Genomic DNA, 14,677 nt, shown 5'->3' with positions numbered 1-14,677 from the left:
GCGGGAGAGGATTACTCTTCGTCAAATCCGGCGTTAAACAGCGCGATAACTGCTGCCAGCGCCTCTTCTTCCTGCGGACCATTGGCTTCGATTTCGATTTGACGCCCTTTGGCTGAATCCAGCATCAGCAACGCAATGACGCTGCTGGCTTCAGCCTCGGTTCCTTCATCATTGCGTAACAGCACCTCTGCATCAAACCCCTGAACCAGTTCGAACAGCTTCATTGCCGGGCGCGCATGCATCCCCAGCTTATTGGTGATTTCGACGGTCTGTTTTACGGTCATGTTTTACGTTTTTCCAGCGTACGATGACGGGACTGAACATTTTTCCCGCGTGAGCGGAAATAATCAGCCAGTTGTTCAGCAACATAGACGGAGCGATGTTTACCACCGGTACAACCAATCGCGACGGTCAGGTAGCTGCGGTTATTGGTTTCAAGCATCGGGAGCCAGAGCTCAAGATAGCTGCGGGTCTGGTAAATGAAGTTGTGGACTTCAGTATGCCTGTCCAGGAAAGCCGCTACGGGTTTGTCGAGGCCGGTCATCGGGCGCAGCTTGGGGTCCCAGTGCGGGTTTGGCAAAAAGCGGACATCGAAAACGTAGTCGGCATCGATGGGAATACCGTGCTTAAAGCCGAAAGACTCGAAGACCATCGTCAGCTCACGTTCACGCTTGCCGAGCAGTCGGGTACGCAGCATTTCAGCCAGCTCATGGACTGACATTTCAGAGGTATCAACAATGAGGTCAGCGCGTGAGCGTAAAGGTTCGAGTAAATTACTCTCTTCATCAATGGCGCTTTCCAGCGATAAATTTTTACTGGAAAGGGGGTGCAGACGGCGGGTGTCGCTGTAGCGACGAATTAACGTGTTTCGGTCTGCGTCGAGGAAGAGGAGCTGGGGAGAGAACTCTTCGGGCAGGTTACTCATCGCCTGTTCAAAGATTTCCGGTGATTCTGGCATATTACGCACGTCGATGCTGACGGCTGCGGAAGTCTGTCTGTCGGCAAGCGTTCTCGCCAGCTCAGGAAGCAACACGACCGGCAGGTTGTCGACACAGTAAAATCCCATGTCTTCCAGCGCACGCAGGGCGACTGATTTGCCGGAACCCGAACGACCACTCACGATCATCAGGACCATGGAAAGTTTCTCCTCACAGCGCCTGGCGCAACAGTGAATACAATGTTATGCATCGTCCTGTTCGCCTTCTGTCAGCGTGATGATCTTATACAGTTCTTCGTCGCTTTGTGCAGAACGCAGGCGACGACAAATCGTTTTATCCGCCAGTCTTTTCGCCACTAACGACAGCGTGTGCAGGTGCGTTTTGGTCTGGTCGGCAGGAACAAGCAGGGCAAACAGTAAATCAACCGGTTGATTATCAATGGCATCAAAGGCAATCGGCGTTTCAAGCTGTACGAACACGCCTACCGCGCGAAGGGTGTCTTCTTCCAGTTTGCCGTGAGGGATAGCTATCCCGTTGCCAATACCGGTACTGCCCATTTTCTCGCGTGTGAGAATGGCTTCGAAAACGACCTGGGGCGGCAGACTCAGCTGTTTTGCGGCAAGTTCACTGATTATCTCCAGGGCACGTTTTTTGCTCTGGCAGTGAACGCCACTTCGGGTACATTCCTGGTTAAGGACATTGCTCAGTTGGAGAGCGGAATCGTTATTCATCATAATTTCACCTAAGCGTCGTCGGAGATAAGCCCCCGACCGGGTTGCGGTAGGGGGCTACGCGCCAGACGACCGCCCGGACAATTAGTGTTGTTTCAGTTTATCTTTATGTTTTGTCAGCTGACGCGCCAGTTTATCAATTAAACCGTCGATGGCAGCGTACATATCCTGACCTTCCGCACTGGCGTGAATTTCACCACCATTGACATGCAAAGTCGCATCCGAGGTATGAGTCACTTTCTCCACTTTCAACACAATATAGACCTGATTAATCCTCTCGAAGTATTGTTCGAGTTTCGCGAATTTGGTGTTAACAAAGTCACGCAGGGCTTCGGTGATCTCGACGTTTTGTCCTGTGATGTTAAGCTGCATAGTGTCTTCCTTATCGGTTGGGTCAGACCAGCTGTTTACGCTGATTTGACGGCGGAATGGATAAAGACTCTCGGTATTTTGCAACGGTTCGCCGCGCTACCATGATACCTTGATCGGACAGCATGGAGGTTAATTTGCTGTCGCTCAATGGTTTCGCAGGATTCTCTGCGGCGATTAATTTCTTCACCAGTGCACGTATGGCCGTTGAGGAGGCTTCCCCTCCGCCTTCGGTACTCACGTGACTGGAGAAAAAATACTTGAGTTCAAAAATACCCCGTGGACTATGAAGGTATTTCTGAGTTGTGACACGGGAGATGGTCGATTCATGCATCTCCACCGCCTGGGCAATATCAGCCAGCACCATGGGTTTCATGAACTCTTCTCCCTGTTCGAAGAAGGCTTGCTGCTGTTCGACGATACAGCGACTGACCCGTAACAGAGTATCGTTACGGCTCTCCAGGCTCTTTATAAGCCACTTGGCATCCTGCAAATTACTGCGAATAAACTGGGTATCCGCATCGTTTCGTGCCCCACCACACATGGCGGCATAGTGCTGGTTAATTTGCAGACGCGGAATACTGTCGGCGTTCAGTTCGACGACCCAGCGCGTATTATGTTTGCGAACCAGCACATCCGGAATGACATACTCAGGTTCCCCTGTCTGGATCGACTGACCTGGACGCGGATCGAGCGACTGAATCAGATTCACCGCTTCTTTCAGTACGTCCTCTTTCAGGCGAGTGACACGCATCAGGGTGCGGAAGTCATGGTTCGCAAGCAGATCAAGGTGATTGCTGATAATGAGCTGAGCTTCCTCGCGCCACGGTGTCTCTTTTGCAAACTGGGAAAGCTGGATAAGCAGGCAGTCACGCAGATCTTTTGCCGCTACCCCTACCGGGTCGAAACGCTGAATGCGCTTAAGTACCGCTTCGACTTCATCAAGGCCTATGTCCTCGTCGCCCATACTGTCGAGGATATCTTCCAGTGACACGGTCAGGTAGCCAGTGTCATCTACGGCATCGACAATCGATGTTGCGATGGCCCGGTCTGTGTCTGAAAAGGGGGTGAGCTCCACCTGCCACATCAGGTAATCCTGCAATGACTGCGTGGTTTCACCCTGATAAACCGGTAATTCATCGTCAATGTAATCGGTACTGCTGCCGGAAGGTGTGCCCGCCGTGTAAATCTCATCCCAACTGGCGTCGAGGGGCAATTCGTCGGGCATCTCTTTTTGTTCGAGTGCGTCTACGGTGTCGAGACTTTCGTTATCCTGAGACTGTTGTGTATCCACTTCTTCATGAAGATCGGTTTGTTCCAGCAATGGGTTACTCTCCAGCGCCTGCTGAAGTTCTTGCTGAAGTTCCAACGTAGACAGCTGTAACAGACGAATAGCCTGTTGCAGCTGCGGCGTCATGGCCAGCTGTTGGCTAAGCCTTAATTGCAAACCTTGCTTCATATTCAGAGCAGTCTTCTCCGACTAAACACGTCAATAAACTCTACCCTATCAGAGTCTGAAGTCTTCCCCAAGATATACGCGCTTAACGTGTTCGTCTTCAAGGATTTGCTGCGGCGTACCGTGGGCGATTAAGTGGCCCTGGCTTACGATATAAGCACGCTCACAGACCGCCAGAGTTTCTCGTACGTTATGGTCGGTAATTAACACGCCGAGCCCACTATCACGCAAATGCTCGATAATGCGTTTGATATCAATAACGGAAATCGGGTCGACGCCTGCAAACGGCTCATCCAGCAGAATAAATTTAGGATTGGCCGCCAGTGCGCGGGCGATCTCTACGCGACGACGCTCACCGCCGGATAATGCCTGCCCCAGGTTATTGCGAAGGTGCTCAATGTGGAACTCTTCCATCAGCTCATTGGCTCTGTCCATACGCTGTTCTGCGCTGAGATCATCGCGAATTTGCAGCACTGCCATCAGATTATCGAAGACACTGAGGCGGCGGAAAATAGACGCCTCCTGAGGCAGATAGCCAATACCGCGACGCGCGCGCGCATGCAGCGGTAACAGGCTTATGTCTTCATCATCGATAATGATGTTGCCAGCATCCCGCGGCACAATACCCACGACCATGTAAAAGGTGGTGGTTTTACCCGCCCCGTTCGGGCCAAGCAGGCCAACAATTTCACCTGAATTCACGGTCAGGCTCACGTCTTCCACAACACGGCGGCCTTTATAGGCCTTAGCGAGATTCTTTGCAGTTAATGTTGCCATAACGAATTAATTACTCTTTTTTTGCGCCGGGGCCGGATTCTGATTGTTGCTCTTATCCTGCAACTGAGACGGTACCAGAACCGTTGTCACGCGTTTACCTTTCTCGCTAAACGCCTGCATTTTTTGTTCTTTCACCAGATAGGTGATTTTGTCGCCTTTAATGTTGCTATCAAGCTGCTCGAGATAAGCATTACCCGTCAGAATCACAAAGTCTTTTTCCAGTTCGTAATGCATCTGCGAGGCATGGCCTTTCACGGGTTTGCCATTGTCCTGCAACTGATAAAAGGTGGCAGGGTTGCCGAAGCCATCAATGACCTCTTTACCTTGCTGTCCACCGGGCCGGGTCACCACCACTTTATCGGCGTTGATCTTGATAGTACCCTGGGTGACGATAACATTACCGGTAAAGGTCACCACATTGCCTTGCATGTCCAGCGACTGTTGGTCCGAGTCGATGTGAATAGGTTGATCGGTGTCGCCGGTCACTGCCAGCGCCGGTAGGCTGGCAGCAAAGAGGGCACTGGCCAGGACAACATTAAGGCTGAGTTTGTTTGTTTTGAATTTCATATGAGCTTCTAACCTTTTCAATCAGCTCTGCGGTTTTGCTGCGTAAGTTGCCGCGCATTTTCAGGCCGGTGGAATTAAATGTTGTTCCGTATAACGTCACCTGGTCATCGGAGGTCACATCCTGCGTGACCAGATTTATCTGGGCGTTATCCGTCGTAATTTTTTGCAACTGAGCGTCTGGCGTCAGCGCGTTAACTTCAACATGGCCATAAAGATAAAGCATTCGGTCATTGGTTAACTTTGCTTTATCGGCCTTAATGGACCATCCTGGAATTTTATCTTTATCAAATGTCGTCAATACAGGTTGGGTGAACCATGTGATGGCTTCAGCAGAAAAATACTCTACATGCTCGGCAATCAGTCGATAATTCAGTGCACCCTCGGGGCTGTATACCACCGTGTCGGTGTGCTCACTTTTATAAGTTGGATCGCTGCTGTTTGTGCTCACCGGCGCCAGAGATTCCCGGTCAGCCAGATTCACACCAATCAGTACCAGGACGATAAGTGCCAGCAAAATGATGACCCAACGTCGGGTTTTACTCATATCGATTGCCCTTTGGCCTCATCAAGTTTACCTTGCGCGAGTAATAATAAATCGCAGACTTCACGTACAGCCCCCCGCCCACCAGCGATACGCGTGACATAGTCCGCGCGCGGAATCAAAAGCGGATGGGCATCGGCGACGGCAACGCTCAGACCAATTTCCGCCATGACCGGCCAGTCGATCAGATCATCGCCCACATAAGCAATCTGCTCAGGTTGTAAGGAAAGTTTGGTTAAAAGCTCGCGGTACGCCAGCAATTTGTCCGATTGCCCCTGGTAAAGATGTGTAATGCCCAGGGTTTCACAGCGATTTTCTAACAGTTTAGCTCTACGCCCGGTAATGATGGCTACCTCAATGCCTGACGTTAATGCACAGCGGATGCCATACCCATCACGAACATTAAACGCCTTTAACTCTTCACCGTCGTTTCCCATGTAGATGAGACCGTCAGATAAAACACCATCAACATCAAGAATTAACAGCCTGATTTTTTCTGCCTTCGCCATAATCTGTGTGCTAACGGGACCGTAGCAGGTTGCAAGCGACGCACCAACATTACTCATTATTTCATCCTTTTTTATACTACGCCCGCGCGCAGCAAATCATGCATATGTACCACACCCAGCAGTTGGTCGCCATCGGCAACCAGGACGGAGGTGATATGGCGGGATTGCATCAAATTCAGGGCTTCAACAGCCAACATATCAGGTCTGACGCGTATGCCGCCTGGGGTCATCACGTCAGCGATGCCGAGGTTACGGACGTCTGCACCTGTATCAAAGACGCGCCGTAAATCACCATCAGTAAAAATGCCTTCGATTTTCATCAGGTCGTTGCAAATGACCGTTAAGCCAAGATTTTTACGGGTAATCTCCAGCAACGCGTCACGAAGCGATGCCTCTTTGCTCACATGAGGGATTTCATCACCCGTGTGCATAATATCGTGAACGCGCAGAAGCAGTTTACGACCCAACGCCCCGCCGGGGTGCGAAAGGGCAAAGTCCTCGGCAGTGAATCCACGTGCTTTCAGCAGTGCGACTGCGAGTGCATCACCCATCACTAAAGCGGCCGTGGTGCTGGAGGTAGGTGCCAGGCCAAGCGGGCAGGCTTCTCTGGGTACTTTTACGCACAAATGGATATCCGCAGTCCGACCCATGCTGCTGTCCGGTCGGCTGGTCATGCAAATCAGATAAACGTTCAGTCGCTTTAATACCGGAATAAGGGCAAGAATCTCATTTGACTCACCCGAATTAGAGAGCGCAATTACCACATCCTGTGCGCCAACCATGCCCAAATCGCCATGTGCGGCTTCGCCGGGATGCACAAAAAACGAGGGGGTGCCCGTACTGGCAAAAGTGGCCGCCATTTTTCTGCCGATATGACCGGATTTACCCATCCCCATCACTACCACTTTGCCGCTGCAGTAGAATATTTTCTCGCAGGCTAATGCAAAATCCTGATTGATGTACTGATCGAGATGCGCAAGGCCTTCACGCTCAACGTTAAGAACGTCTCGCCCGGCTTGCTGAAAATCAAACCCTGGTTCCAGATCAATAAGCGACATAATGCGTCTCCACCTAGCCCGTCAACCGTGGCGTTACCCAGAACAACAACGCCAGCCATATAAAGAATCCTGCCAACAACAGTGCCCCCGGCCCTCTGCCAGACTGTTGCTTACGTCGCCAACAGATAAAGGCGAAGATAATGCTCACCAGCAGCATGACGCCGTAATCCCGCGAAAAGGCGAGAGGGCTAAATGTGCCAGGGGCAATCAAGGCGGGCAGCCCCAGCACTAACGTGATGTTGAATATATTCGAGCCGATGATATTACCGATGGCAATATCGTCTTCCCCTTTACGCGTCCCGGCGATGGCGGTTGCGAGTTCTGGCAATCCCGTACCTATTGCTATCACCGTCAGGCCAATGGTTAGCTCACTCATGGCAAAATAATTCGCCATGACAGTGGCATTATCAACCACCATCCGGGTAGCCATAGGCATGATAATCAGCGCGACCCCCAGCCAGAGAAACGCGACCGACAGGCTACCGCCGCGCGGTAACTCAGCCAGCTGTTCTCGTGTCAGGCTGTCGTTCCCCTGACGCTCGGCCAGACGGGCGATTTTAACAATGAATACCAGCCAGAGCACGGCAAGAAGCAGTAAAAAAAAGCCTTCTGTTCTGGAGAGTTGCCCATCAAACAGAACCAGCCCTGCCAGCAGGCTGGCGATCAACATTAGCGGTAACTCACGGCGTAAGATATCGGAATGGACGGTAAATGGATGTAAAAATGCGGCGAGGCCCAAAATCAGAAGAATGTTGGTGATGTTAGAGCCAATAGCCGTGCCAATCGCCAAATCGAGCTGACCATGCAGGGACGCGGCCACCGAAACGATAATTTCCGGTAAAGAGGTGCCAATGCTGACCACCGTCATGCCAATCAGCAGCGGTGGTATCCCCAGATTTCGGCACATGATTGAGGCTGCAAATACCAGGCGATCGGCGCTGTAGACCACCAAAAGTAAACCAATTATTAATAGCGCCGTCGCTAAAAGCATCTAACATCCTTTCTTAAGGTATAATCTGCCGGTCCGCAGGCTGCGATCGCCGGGAAAACCGGGAATGTAGAGCGGCGTAATGAAGTCTTAATTTTGACTTTATGCGGCTCAAAAGTAAAACAAATGCCAGCTTTCGCTAACTCAAGCAGGTAATATTCTGTAAAAATGTTGGGTTCTTGATGTTATCGACCATGATGCAATACCCGGCAGGGCTTATAAGGATGAAAGAATGAGCCAGACAGCGGCGAACCTCGTTGATATCCGTGGCGTGAGTTTTTCACGTAGTAACCGTCCTATTTTTACTGATATTTCATTGACGGTGCCACGTGGAAAGATCACTGCGATCATGGGGCCATCCGGGATTGGTAAGACGACGCTTTTACGTCTTATAGGCGGCCAGATCCCCCCCGATAAGGGAGAGATCCTTTTTGATGGTGAAAATATTCCGGAGATGGGGCGCTCCCGGCTGTTCACCGTAAGAAAAAGAATGAGTATGTTATTTCAATCCGGCGCGCTCTTTACCGATCTCACCGTATTTGAAAATGTGGCTTACCCCTTGCGTGAACATACCAACCTGCCTGAGCCGCTGCTCAGAAGTACGGTGATGATGAAACTTGAAGCGGTTGGCTTACGTGGCGCAGCCAAACTGATGCCATCAGAACTCTCCGGCGGGATGGCGCGTCGTGCGGCACTGGCACGCGCCATCGCGCTTGAGCCGGATTTGATCATGTTCGACGAACCTTTTGTCGGGCAGGACCCCATTACTATGGGCGTGCTGGTCAAACTGATTTCCGACTTAAACAGCGTCCTGGGTGTGACCTGTATCGTTGTCTCGCATGATGTGCCGGAAGTCCTGAGCATTGCTGACTACGCGTATATCGTTGCGGATAAAAAAATTGTTGCTCATGGTAGCGCTCAGGGGCTGCAAGAGAATGGCGATCCACGGGTTCGTCAGTTTCTTGACGGCATCGCTGATGGGCCGGTTCCCTTCCGTTATCCCGCTGGTCAATATCAATTCGATTTATTAGAGACAGGGAGTTAAGCCACTCATGCTGCTTGAAGCACTGGCGTCGTTTGGCCATCGCGGGATCAAAACGATCGCGACGTTTGGGCGCGCCGGTTTAATGTTATTTAATGCCCTCGTTGGCAAACCCGAGTTCCGCAAGCATACGCCGTTGCTGGTACGCCAGCTCTACCACGTGGGTGTCTTATCGATGCTCATTATTTTGGTTTCCGGCGTGTTTATCGGCATGGTGTTGGGCTTACAGGGTTACCTGGTGCTCACAACCTACAGCGCAGAAACCAGCCTTGGCATGCTGGTGGCGCTCTCGCTTCTCCGTGAACTGGGGCCGGTGGTTGCCGCACTGCTGTTTGCGGGTCGCGCTGGTTCTGCACTCACGGCTGAAATTGGTCTTATGCGTGCAACCGAACAGCTTTCCAGCCTTGAGATGATGGCGGTGGACCCGCTGCGCCGCGTCATCGCGCCGCGCTTTTGGGCCGGTATCATCTCCCTGCCGTTGTTGACCATTATTTTTGTTGCTGTCGGGATCTGGGGCGGTTCGCTGGTCGGGGTCAACTGGAAAGGAATCGACTCTGGCTTCTTCTGGTCGGCAATGCAGGATGCCGTCGACTGGCGTCTGGATCTGATTAACTGTCTGATTAAAAGTGTCGTCTTCGCCATTACTGTAACCTGGATTGCATTATTCAATGGTTACGATGCGATTCCGACTTCTGCCGGGATTAGCCGGGCGACAACACGTACCGTTGTGCATTCTTCACTGGCTGTCCTTGGCCTTGATTTTGTGCTCACCGCATTGATGTTTGGGAATTGAGTTCATGCAAACAAAGAAAAGTGAAATTTGGGTTGGCATTTTTGTTTTGGTCGCGCTGCTGGCTGCGCTCTTCATCTGTCTGAAAGCGGCAGATGTTGCCTCGATGCGTACAGAGCCAACTTACCGTATTTATGCGACCTTCGATAACATCGGCGGCCTGAAGGCGCGCTCACCGGTTCGTATTGGCGGAGTGGTAGTCGGGCGTGTTGCAGACATCGAACTTGATCCGAAGACCTATCTGCCTCGTGTTTCGCTGGATATCGAAGAGCGATACAACCAGATCCCGGACACCAGCTCATTAGCGATTCGTACGTCAGGGTTGTTGGGTGAGCAATATCTGGCACTGAATGTGGGTTTTGAAGATCCTGAGCTCGGAACATCTATGCTTAAAGAAGGCAGTACTATCCAGGATACAAAATCCGCGATGGTGCTTGAGGATCTGATCGGACAATTCCTTTACAGCAGTAAGGGAAGTGACAATAAGAGTTCCGGCGATGCTCAGCCGCAACAGCAGGACGATACTTCTACCGCACCGTCCGCGGGTTCGATGAATTAACGAGGAGAATTGACGCATGTTTAAACGTCTATTAATGGTTGCCATGCTGGTCATTGCCCCCCTGGGGCTTGCCAACGCCGTAGAACAGAGCAACCCGTATAAAGCAATGCAGGAAGCCGCGCAAAAAACCTTTGATCGTCTTAAAAATGAGCAGCCGAAGATTCGCGCAAACCCTGACTATCTGCGTGATGTGGTGGATCAGGAGCTGTTGCCTTATGTGCAGGTGAAATATGCCGGCGCACTGGTACTGGGACGTTATTACAAAGAGGCGACCCCGGCGCAGCGTGAAGCTTACTTTGCCGCGTTCCGCGAATATCTCAAGCAGGCTTATGGGCAGGCGCTGGCGCTTTATCATGGGCAGGGCTATCAGATCGCACCAGAAAAACCGCTCGGTGACGCCTCTATTATTCCTATCCGCGTCACTATTACCGATCCGAATGGTCGACCGCCTGTACGTCTTGATTTCCAGTGGCGTAAAAATACCCAAACGGGTAACTGGCAGGCTTATGACATGATTGCTGAAGGCGTGAGCATGATAACGACGAAGCAGAATGAATGGAGTGATTTGTTACGCACCAAAGGCGTTGACGGTCTGACCGCGCAGTTACAGTCTATTTCTCGTCAGAAAATCACACTGGATGAGAAAAAATAATGACCGCTCCGCTTAGCTGGGCGCGGGACGGCGAAAAGCTGGTCGTGCAGGGTGAAATTGATCAGGACGTATTAAATCCCTTGTGGGAAGCGCGCGTTGAGGCGATGAAAGGCATAACCTGCATCGACCTGAATGGCGTTACCCGGATTGATACCGCTGGAGTTGCCCTGCTCATCCATCTTATCGACCTGGGTAAAAAGCAGGGGCATCAGGTTTCGCTTGAAGGTATCAGCGAAAATCTGAGAACGCTTGCGCAGCTGTATAATTTGCCCCTGGACGTATTGCCTCGCTAATTTTTTCAGTACGTTACTCTTTAAAGCCTCGTTTGATCTATCAACGAGGCTTTTTGCTTATTTAAGACCGCGCCACTTTCCTCTAAGATGTGGGGCTGTTTTCACTATCAGATGAAATTAACGCCCATGGAAAATCATGAAATTCAGACAGTGCTGATGAATGCACTCTCTCTCCAGGAAGCCCACGTCTCTGGCGATGGCAGTCACTTTCAGGTTATTGCTGTGGGTGAGGTATTCGAAGGGATGAGCCGCGTCAAGCAGCAACAGGCGGTTTATGGCCCGCTTTCGGAATACATTGCGGATAACCGCATCCACGCTCTGTCGATCAAAACGTATACGCCGCAGGACTGGGCGCGCGATCGCAAGCTAAATGGTTTTTGAGCTACGGGCCCGGGCCCGCAGCGCGTGTGAATTTTTAACAGAGAACAGATGAATGGATAAGTTTCGTGTACAGGGGCCGACACGGCTCCAGGGCGAAGTCACAATTTCAGGCGCAAAAAACGCCGCGCTGCCCATCCTCTTTGCCGCATTGCTGGCTGAAGAGCCGGTAGAAATCCGCAACGTTCCGAAACTGAAAGACATCGATACCACCATGAAGTTACTCAGCCAGCTGGGTATGAAAGTGGAACGTAATGGATCCGTTTGGATCGATGCGAGCAAGGTTAATGTTTTCTGTGCCCCTTACGATCTGGTTAAAACCATGCGTGCTTCCATCTGGGCGCTGGGACCGTTGGTCGCACGTTTCGGTCAGGGTCAGGTTTCATTGCCCGGCGGCTGTGCTATCGGCGCTCGCCCGGTTGACTTGCATATCACGGGTCTGGAGCAGTTAGGCGCAGAGATTAAGCTGGAAGAAGGTTACGTTAAAGCCAGCGTGCAGGGCCGCCTTAAAGGCGCGCACATTGTGATGGATAAAGTCAGCGTAGGCGCAACGGTGACTATTCTTTCTGCGGCAACGCTTGCAGAAGGCACGACCGTTATTGAAAACGCGGCACGTGAGCCTGAAATTGTTGATACCGCGAACTTCCTCAATGAGCTCGGCGCGAAAATCACCGGTCAGGGTACCGATCGTATTACGATTGAAGGTGTTGAACGTCTGGGTGGGGGAACCTACAGCGTGCTGCCGGATCGTATCGAAACGGGGACCTTCCTGGTCGCAGCCGCGATTTCGGGCGGCAAGATTTTATGTCGTAACGCTCAGCCGGATACGCTGGATGCCGTTCTCGCTAAACTGCGCGAAGCGGGGGCGGATATCGAAGTGGGTGAGGACTGGATTAGCCTTGATATGCATGGTAAACGTCCTAAGGCTGTCACCGTTCGTACCGCACCCCATCCGGCGTTCCCTACAGATATGCAGGCCCAGTTCACCCTGCTCAACCTGGTTGCCGAAGGGACGGGTGTTATCACCGAAACGATTTTCGAAAACCGCTTTATGCACATTCCTGAACTGATTCGTATGGGCGCGCACGCGGAAATCGAGAGCAATACGGCAATCTGCTACGGCGTTGAAAAATTATCCGGGGCGCAGGTAATGGCAACGGATCTGCGCGCATCTGCAAGCCTGGTGCTGGCAGGTTGTATTGCGGAAGGTACCACCATTGTTGACCGCATTTACCACATCGACCGTGGCTATGAACGCATTGAAGACAAACTGCGTGCGTTGGGTGCAAACATCGAACGCGTAAAAGGCGAATAATCGTTCACGCGCAACAGAGCCCCTCTCAATTCTGACAGGGGCTTTTTATTGTTTATTTCATATTTTTTTTCCGCATCATGCTGGTTCGGTTTATGAACTCATGCGTCACCGGATCATGATAGCGGGAGGGCCATATCACCCAGGGCTCTGTTTCCAGTGCCCGGGCAATAATGAGTTCACCCTTCGGCCAGGAGCGACTTAACGCGTTGGCGAGCGTTGAAGAAGACAGCCCATTTTTTCGCGACTCCGCCGCCAGGGATGTCCCTTTTTTATGCAGCCCGGCGATGATATCGGCATTGTGCCAGTCAATGAATTTACTCTCCATCATTCCTCCCTGGAAAAAACCTGTTACTACATGACAGTAAGTCTGTGCATTTACTATACGCATATAAGAGCTATTGCTCTAAAAAGTTCATGTAAGATTTTTAAATTTAGGATTCTATCAAGGCTCAGATATTGAGGTGGAAAAAGAGGCGGAGAGCTTGCTAATGAGAACTTATTGAAACTTTCCCGTCGGATGACGGGAAAGTTGATGGAGCATTAATGATCGCGTTGAACGGCGATATGAGCCAGCCCGATAAGCGCCTCGCGCCACGGGGAGTCTGGCAAAATCTGCAAGGCGCTGATGGCTTTGTCAGCCTCTTCTTCTGCACGCTGGCGCGTCCACTCAAGAGAACCGCACTCCGCCATTGCCTGCAGTACAGGTTCAAGCAGATGTCGACCATTGCCATTTTCAATCGCGTCACGAATCATGCCTGCCTGCTCAGGCGAACCATTGTGCATGGCATGAAGTAGCGGGAGAGTTGGCTTTCCTTCGTTAAGATCATCGCCGGTGTTTTTTCCGAGTGTCTCGCCGTCTGCGCTGTAATCCAGAAGATCGTCGATCAGCTGAAACGCGGTTCCCAGATAGCGGCCATAATCCTGAAGGGCTTTTTCCTGAGCGGGGCTGCACGCTGCCAGCATGCCAGAACATTGCGCCGCAGCCTCAAATAAACGCGCTGTTTTACTGTAAATGACGCGCATGTAATTTTCTTCAGTGATGTTCGGATCGTTGACGTTCATCAACTGCAGAACTTCACCTTCAGCAATGACATTGACCGCTTCTGACATCACCTCAAGTACACGAAGTGAACCAAGGCTGGTCATCATTTGAAACGCACGGGTATAGATAAAGTCACCGACCAGCACGCTGGCCGCATTTCCAAAGGCGGCATTGGCCGTCGCCTTTCCACGCCGCATATCGGATTCATCCACAACATCATCATGAAGAAGCGTTGCCGTGTGGATAAATTCGATCAGCGCAGCAATGGTAACATGCGCATTGCCTTCATATCCCACCGCTCTTGCAGCAAGCACGGCGATCATCGGACGGATGCGTTTACCGCCACCGCTAACGATGTAATAACCCAACTGGTTGATTAACTGAACATCCGAGTTGAGCTGCTGCAGGATTGTCGCATTAACACCCGCCATATCTTGCGCGGTTAACTCATTGATTTTTTCTAAATTCATCGCAAAAGCCGGGCTTTCAGTCCTGTTTACCACATATCAAAATGGGATAACGAAGGGTTACGGGTTAGAATAGTATTGCTGATTGTACTGAAAAAACGCGACAGATAAACGTTGCCGTACAGGTTGTGTTTTTTTTCTTCATGGAGTGATGCAAGCACTTGTCAAAGGCTCGCGTTTTGCGTAATATTCGCGCCCTATTGTG

The 14,677-nt window shown here is 51.3% G+C and carries 20 protein-coding genes; 7 read left to right on the top strand and 13 right to left on the bottom strand.

All coding sequences use genetic code 11. The features are described 5' to 3' along the window. Positions 1 to 11 precede the first annotated feature (11 nt). The 11 genes from npr to M1D91_RS20700 form a co-directional block, all read right to left on the bottom strand. Positions 12 to 284, bottom strand: a complete 273-nt coding sequence (gene npr / locus M1D91_RS20750; RefSeq protein WP_437431703.1) for a PTS phosphocarrier protein NPr — start codon at positions 282 to 284, stop codon at positions 12 to 14. Continuing rightward, the gene (gene rapZ, locus M1D91_RS20745; protein WP_437431704.1) at positions 281 to 1,135 is read right to left on the bottom strand and encodes an RNase adapter RapZ; all 855 of its coding nucleotides are present in this window, start codon (positions 1,133 to 1,135) and stop codon (positions 281 to 283) included. The genes npr and rapZ overlap by 4 nt, the downstream gene beginning before the upstream one ends. A 45-nt stretch (positions 1,136 to 1,180) precedes the next feature. Beyond that, the gene (ptsN, locus tag M1D91_RS20740) at positions 1,181 to 1,672 is read right to left on the bottom strand and encodes a PTS IIA-like nitrogen regulatory protein PtsN (protein ID WP_437431705.1); all 492 of its coding nucleotides are present in this window, start codon (positions 1,670 to 1,672) and stop codon (positions 1,181 to 1,183) included. Between the two features lie 81 nt (positions 1,673 to 1,753). Then, positions 1,754 to 2,041, bottom strand: coding sequence for a ribosome hibernation promoting factor (gene hpf, locus M1D91_RS20735; protein WP_437431706.1), 288 nt, complete (start codon positions 2,039 to 2,041; stop codon positions 1,754 to 1,756). A 22-nt stretch (positions 2,042 to 2,063) separates the two neighbouring features. Further along, positions 2,064 to 3,497, bottom strand: coding sequence for an RNA polymerase factor sigma-54 (rpoN, locus tag M1D91_RS20730; protein ID WP_437431707.1), 1,434 nt, complete (start codon positions 3,495 to 3,497; stop codon positions 2,064 to 2,066). Positions 3,498 to 3,545: 48 nt separating this feature from the next. Beyond that, positions 3,546 to 4,271: an LPS export ABC transporter ATP-binding protein gene (gene lptB / locus M1D91_RS20725; RefSeq protein ID WP_437431708.1), complete on the bottom strand. Its 726-nt coding sequence runs from the start codon at positions 4,269 to 4,271 to the stop codon at positions 3,546 to 3,548. 6 nt (positions 4,272 to 4,277) lie between these two features. Beyond that, positions 4,278 to 4,838, bottom strand: a complete 561-nt coding sequence (gene lptA / locus M1D91_RS20720) for a lipopolysaccharide ABC transporter substrate-binding protein LptA (RefSeq protein ID WP_437431709.1) — start codon at positions 4,836 to 4,838, stop codon at positions 4,278 to 4,280. Beyond that, positions 4,807 to 5,382 carry an LPS export ABC transporter periplasmic protein LptC gene (gene lptC / locus M1D91_RS20715; RefSeq protein ID WP_437431710.1) on the bottom strand — a complete coding sequence of 192 codons (576 nt, stop codon included), beginning with the start codon at positions 5,380 to 5,382 and terminating at the stop codon, positions 4,807 to 4,809. The genes lptA and lptC overlap by 32 nt, the downstream gene beginning before the upstream one ends. After that, the gene (kdsC, locus tag M1D91_RS20710) at positions 5,379 to 5,945 is read right to left on the bottom strand and encodes a 3-deoxy-manno-octulosonate-8-phosphatase KdsC (protein WP_437431711.1); all 567 of its coding nucleotides are present in this window, start codon (positions 5,943 to 5,945) and stop codon (positions 5,379 to 5,381) included. The genes lptC and kdsC overlap by 4 nt, the downstream gene beginning before the upstream one ends. 14 nt (positions 5,946 to 5,959) lie before the next feature. Then, on the bottom strand, positions 5,960 to 6,946 hold the full coding sequence (gene kdsD, locus M1D91_RS20705) for an arabinose-5-phosphate isomerase KdsD (protein WP_437431712.1): 987 nt from the start codon (positions 6,944 to 6,946) through the stop codon (positions 5,960 to 5,962). Positions 6,947 to 6,959: 13 nt separating this feature from the next. After that, entirely contained in the window at positions 6,960 to 7,937 is a 978-nt protein-coding gene (locus M1D91_RS20700; RefSeq protein WP_437431713.1) for a calcium/sodium antiporter, read from the bottom strand. Positions 7,938 to 8,166: 229 nt separating this feature from the next. Between M1D91_RS20700 and mlaF the strand changes: the two genes are divergently transcribed. The 7 genes from mlaF to murA all read left to right on the top strand — a co-directional run bounded on the left by mlaF (position 8,167) and on the right by murA (position 12,963). Continuing rightward, positions 8,167 to 8,979, top strand: a complete 813-nt coding sequence (gene mlaF / locus M1D91_RS20695) for a phospholipid ABC transporter ATP-binding protein MlaF (protein ID WP_437431714.1) — start codon at positions 8,167 to 8,169, stop codon at positions 8,977 to 8,979. Between the two features lie 7 nt (positions 8,980 to 8,986). Further along, on the top strand, positions 8,987 to 9,769 hold the full coding sequence (mlaE, locus tag M1D91_RS20690; RefSeq protein ID WP_437431715.1) for a lipid asymmetry maintenance ABC transporter permease subunit MlaE: 783 nt from the start codon (positions 8,987 to 8,989) through the stop codon (positions 9,767 to 9,769). Positions 9,770 to 9,773: 4 nt separating this feature from the next. After that, positions 9,774 to 10,325, top strand: a complete 552-nt coding sequence (gene mlaD / locus M1D91_RS20685) for an outer membrane lipid asymmetry maintenance protein MlaD (protein ID WP_437431716.1) — start codon at positions 9,774 to 9,776, stop codon at positions 10,323 to 10,325. Between the two features lie 16 nt (positions 10,326 to 10,341). Beyond that, the gene (gene mlaC / locus M1D91_RS20680; protein WP_437431717.1) at positions 10,342 to 10,977 is read left to right on the top strand and encodes a phospholipid-binding protein MlaC; all 636 of its coding nucleotides are present in this window, start codon (positions 10,342 to 10,344) and stop codon (positions 10,975 to 10,977) included. Next, entirely contained in the window at positions 10,977 to 11,270 is a 294-nt protein-coding gene (gene mlaB / locus M1D91_RS20675) for a lipid asymmetry maintenance protein MlaB (RefSeq protein WP_437431718.1), read from the top strand. The genes mlaC and mlaB overlap by 1 nt, the downstream gene beginning before the upstream one ends. Positions 11,271 to 11,396: 126 nt before the next feature. Then, positions 11,397 to 11,651, top strand: a complete 255-nt coding sequence (gene ibaG, locus M1D91_RS20670) for a BolA family iron metabolism protein IbaG (protein WP_437431719.1) — start codon at positions 11,397 to 11,399, stop codon at positions 11,649 to 11,651. A 52-nt stretch (positions 11,652 to 11,703) separates the two neighbouring features. Beyond that, positions 11,704 to 12,963, top strand: coding sequence for a UDP-N-acetylglucosamine 1-carboxyvinyltransferase (gene murA / locus M1D91_RS20665; RefSeq protein WP_437431720.1), 1,260 nt, complete (start codon positions 11,704 to 11,706; stop codon positions 12,961 to 12,963). 52 nt (positions 12,964 to 13,015) lie between these two features. Here the strand turns inward: murA and sfsB are convergent, their stop codons facing one another. Both sfsB and ispB read right to left on the bottom strand, forming a co-directional pair. Then, complete coding sequence (gene sfsB / locus M1D91_RS20660) at positions 13,016 to 13,288, bottom strand: DNA-binding transcriptional regulator SfsB (protein ID WP_437431799.1); 273 nt, start codon at positions 13,286 to 13,288, stop codon at positions 13,016 to 13,018. 215 nt (positions 13,289 to 13,503) lie between these two features. Then, positions 13,504 to 14,475, bottom strand: a complete 972-nt coding sequence (gene ispB / locus M1D91_RS20655; protein ID WP_437431721.1) for an octaprenyl diphosphate synthase — start codon at positions 14,473 to 14,475, stop codon at positions 13,504 to 13,506. Positions 14,476 to 14,677: the final 202 nt, after the last annotated feature.

The sequence above is a fragment of the Enterobacter sp. SA197 genome (assembly GCF_054131575.1).
This window is presented reverse-complemented; position numbering and strand designations above follow the sequence as displayed.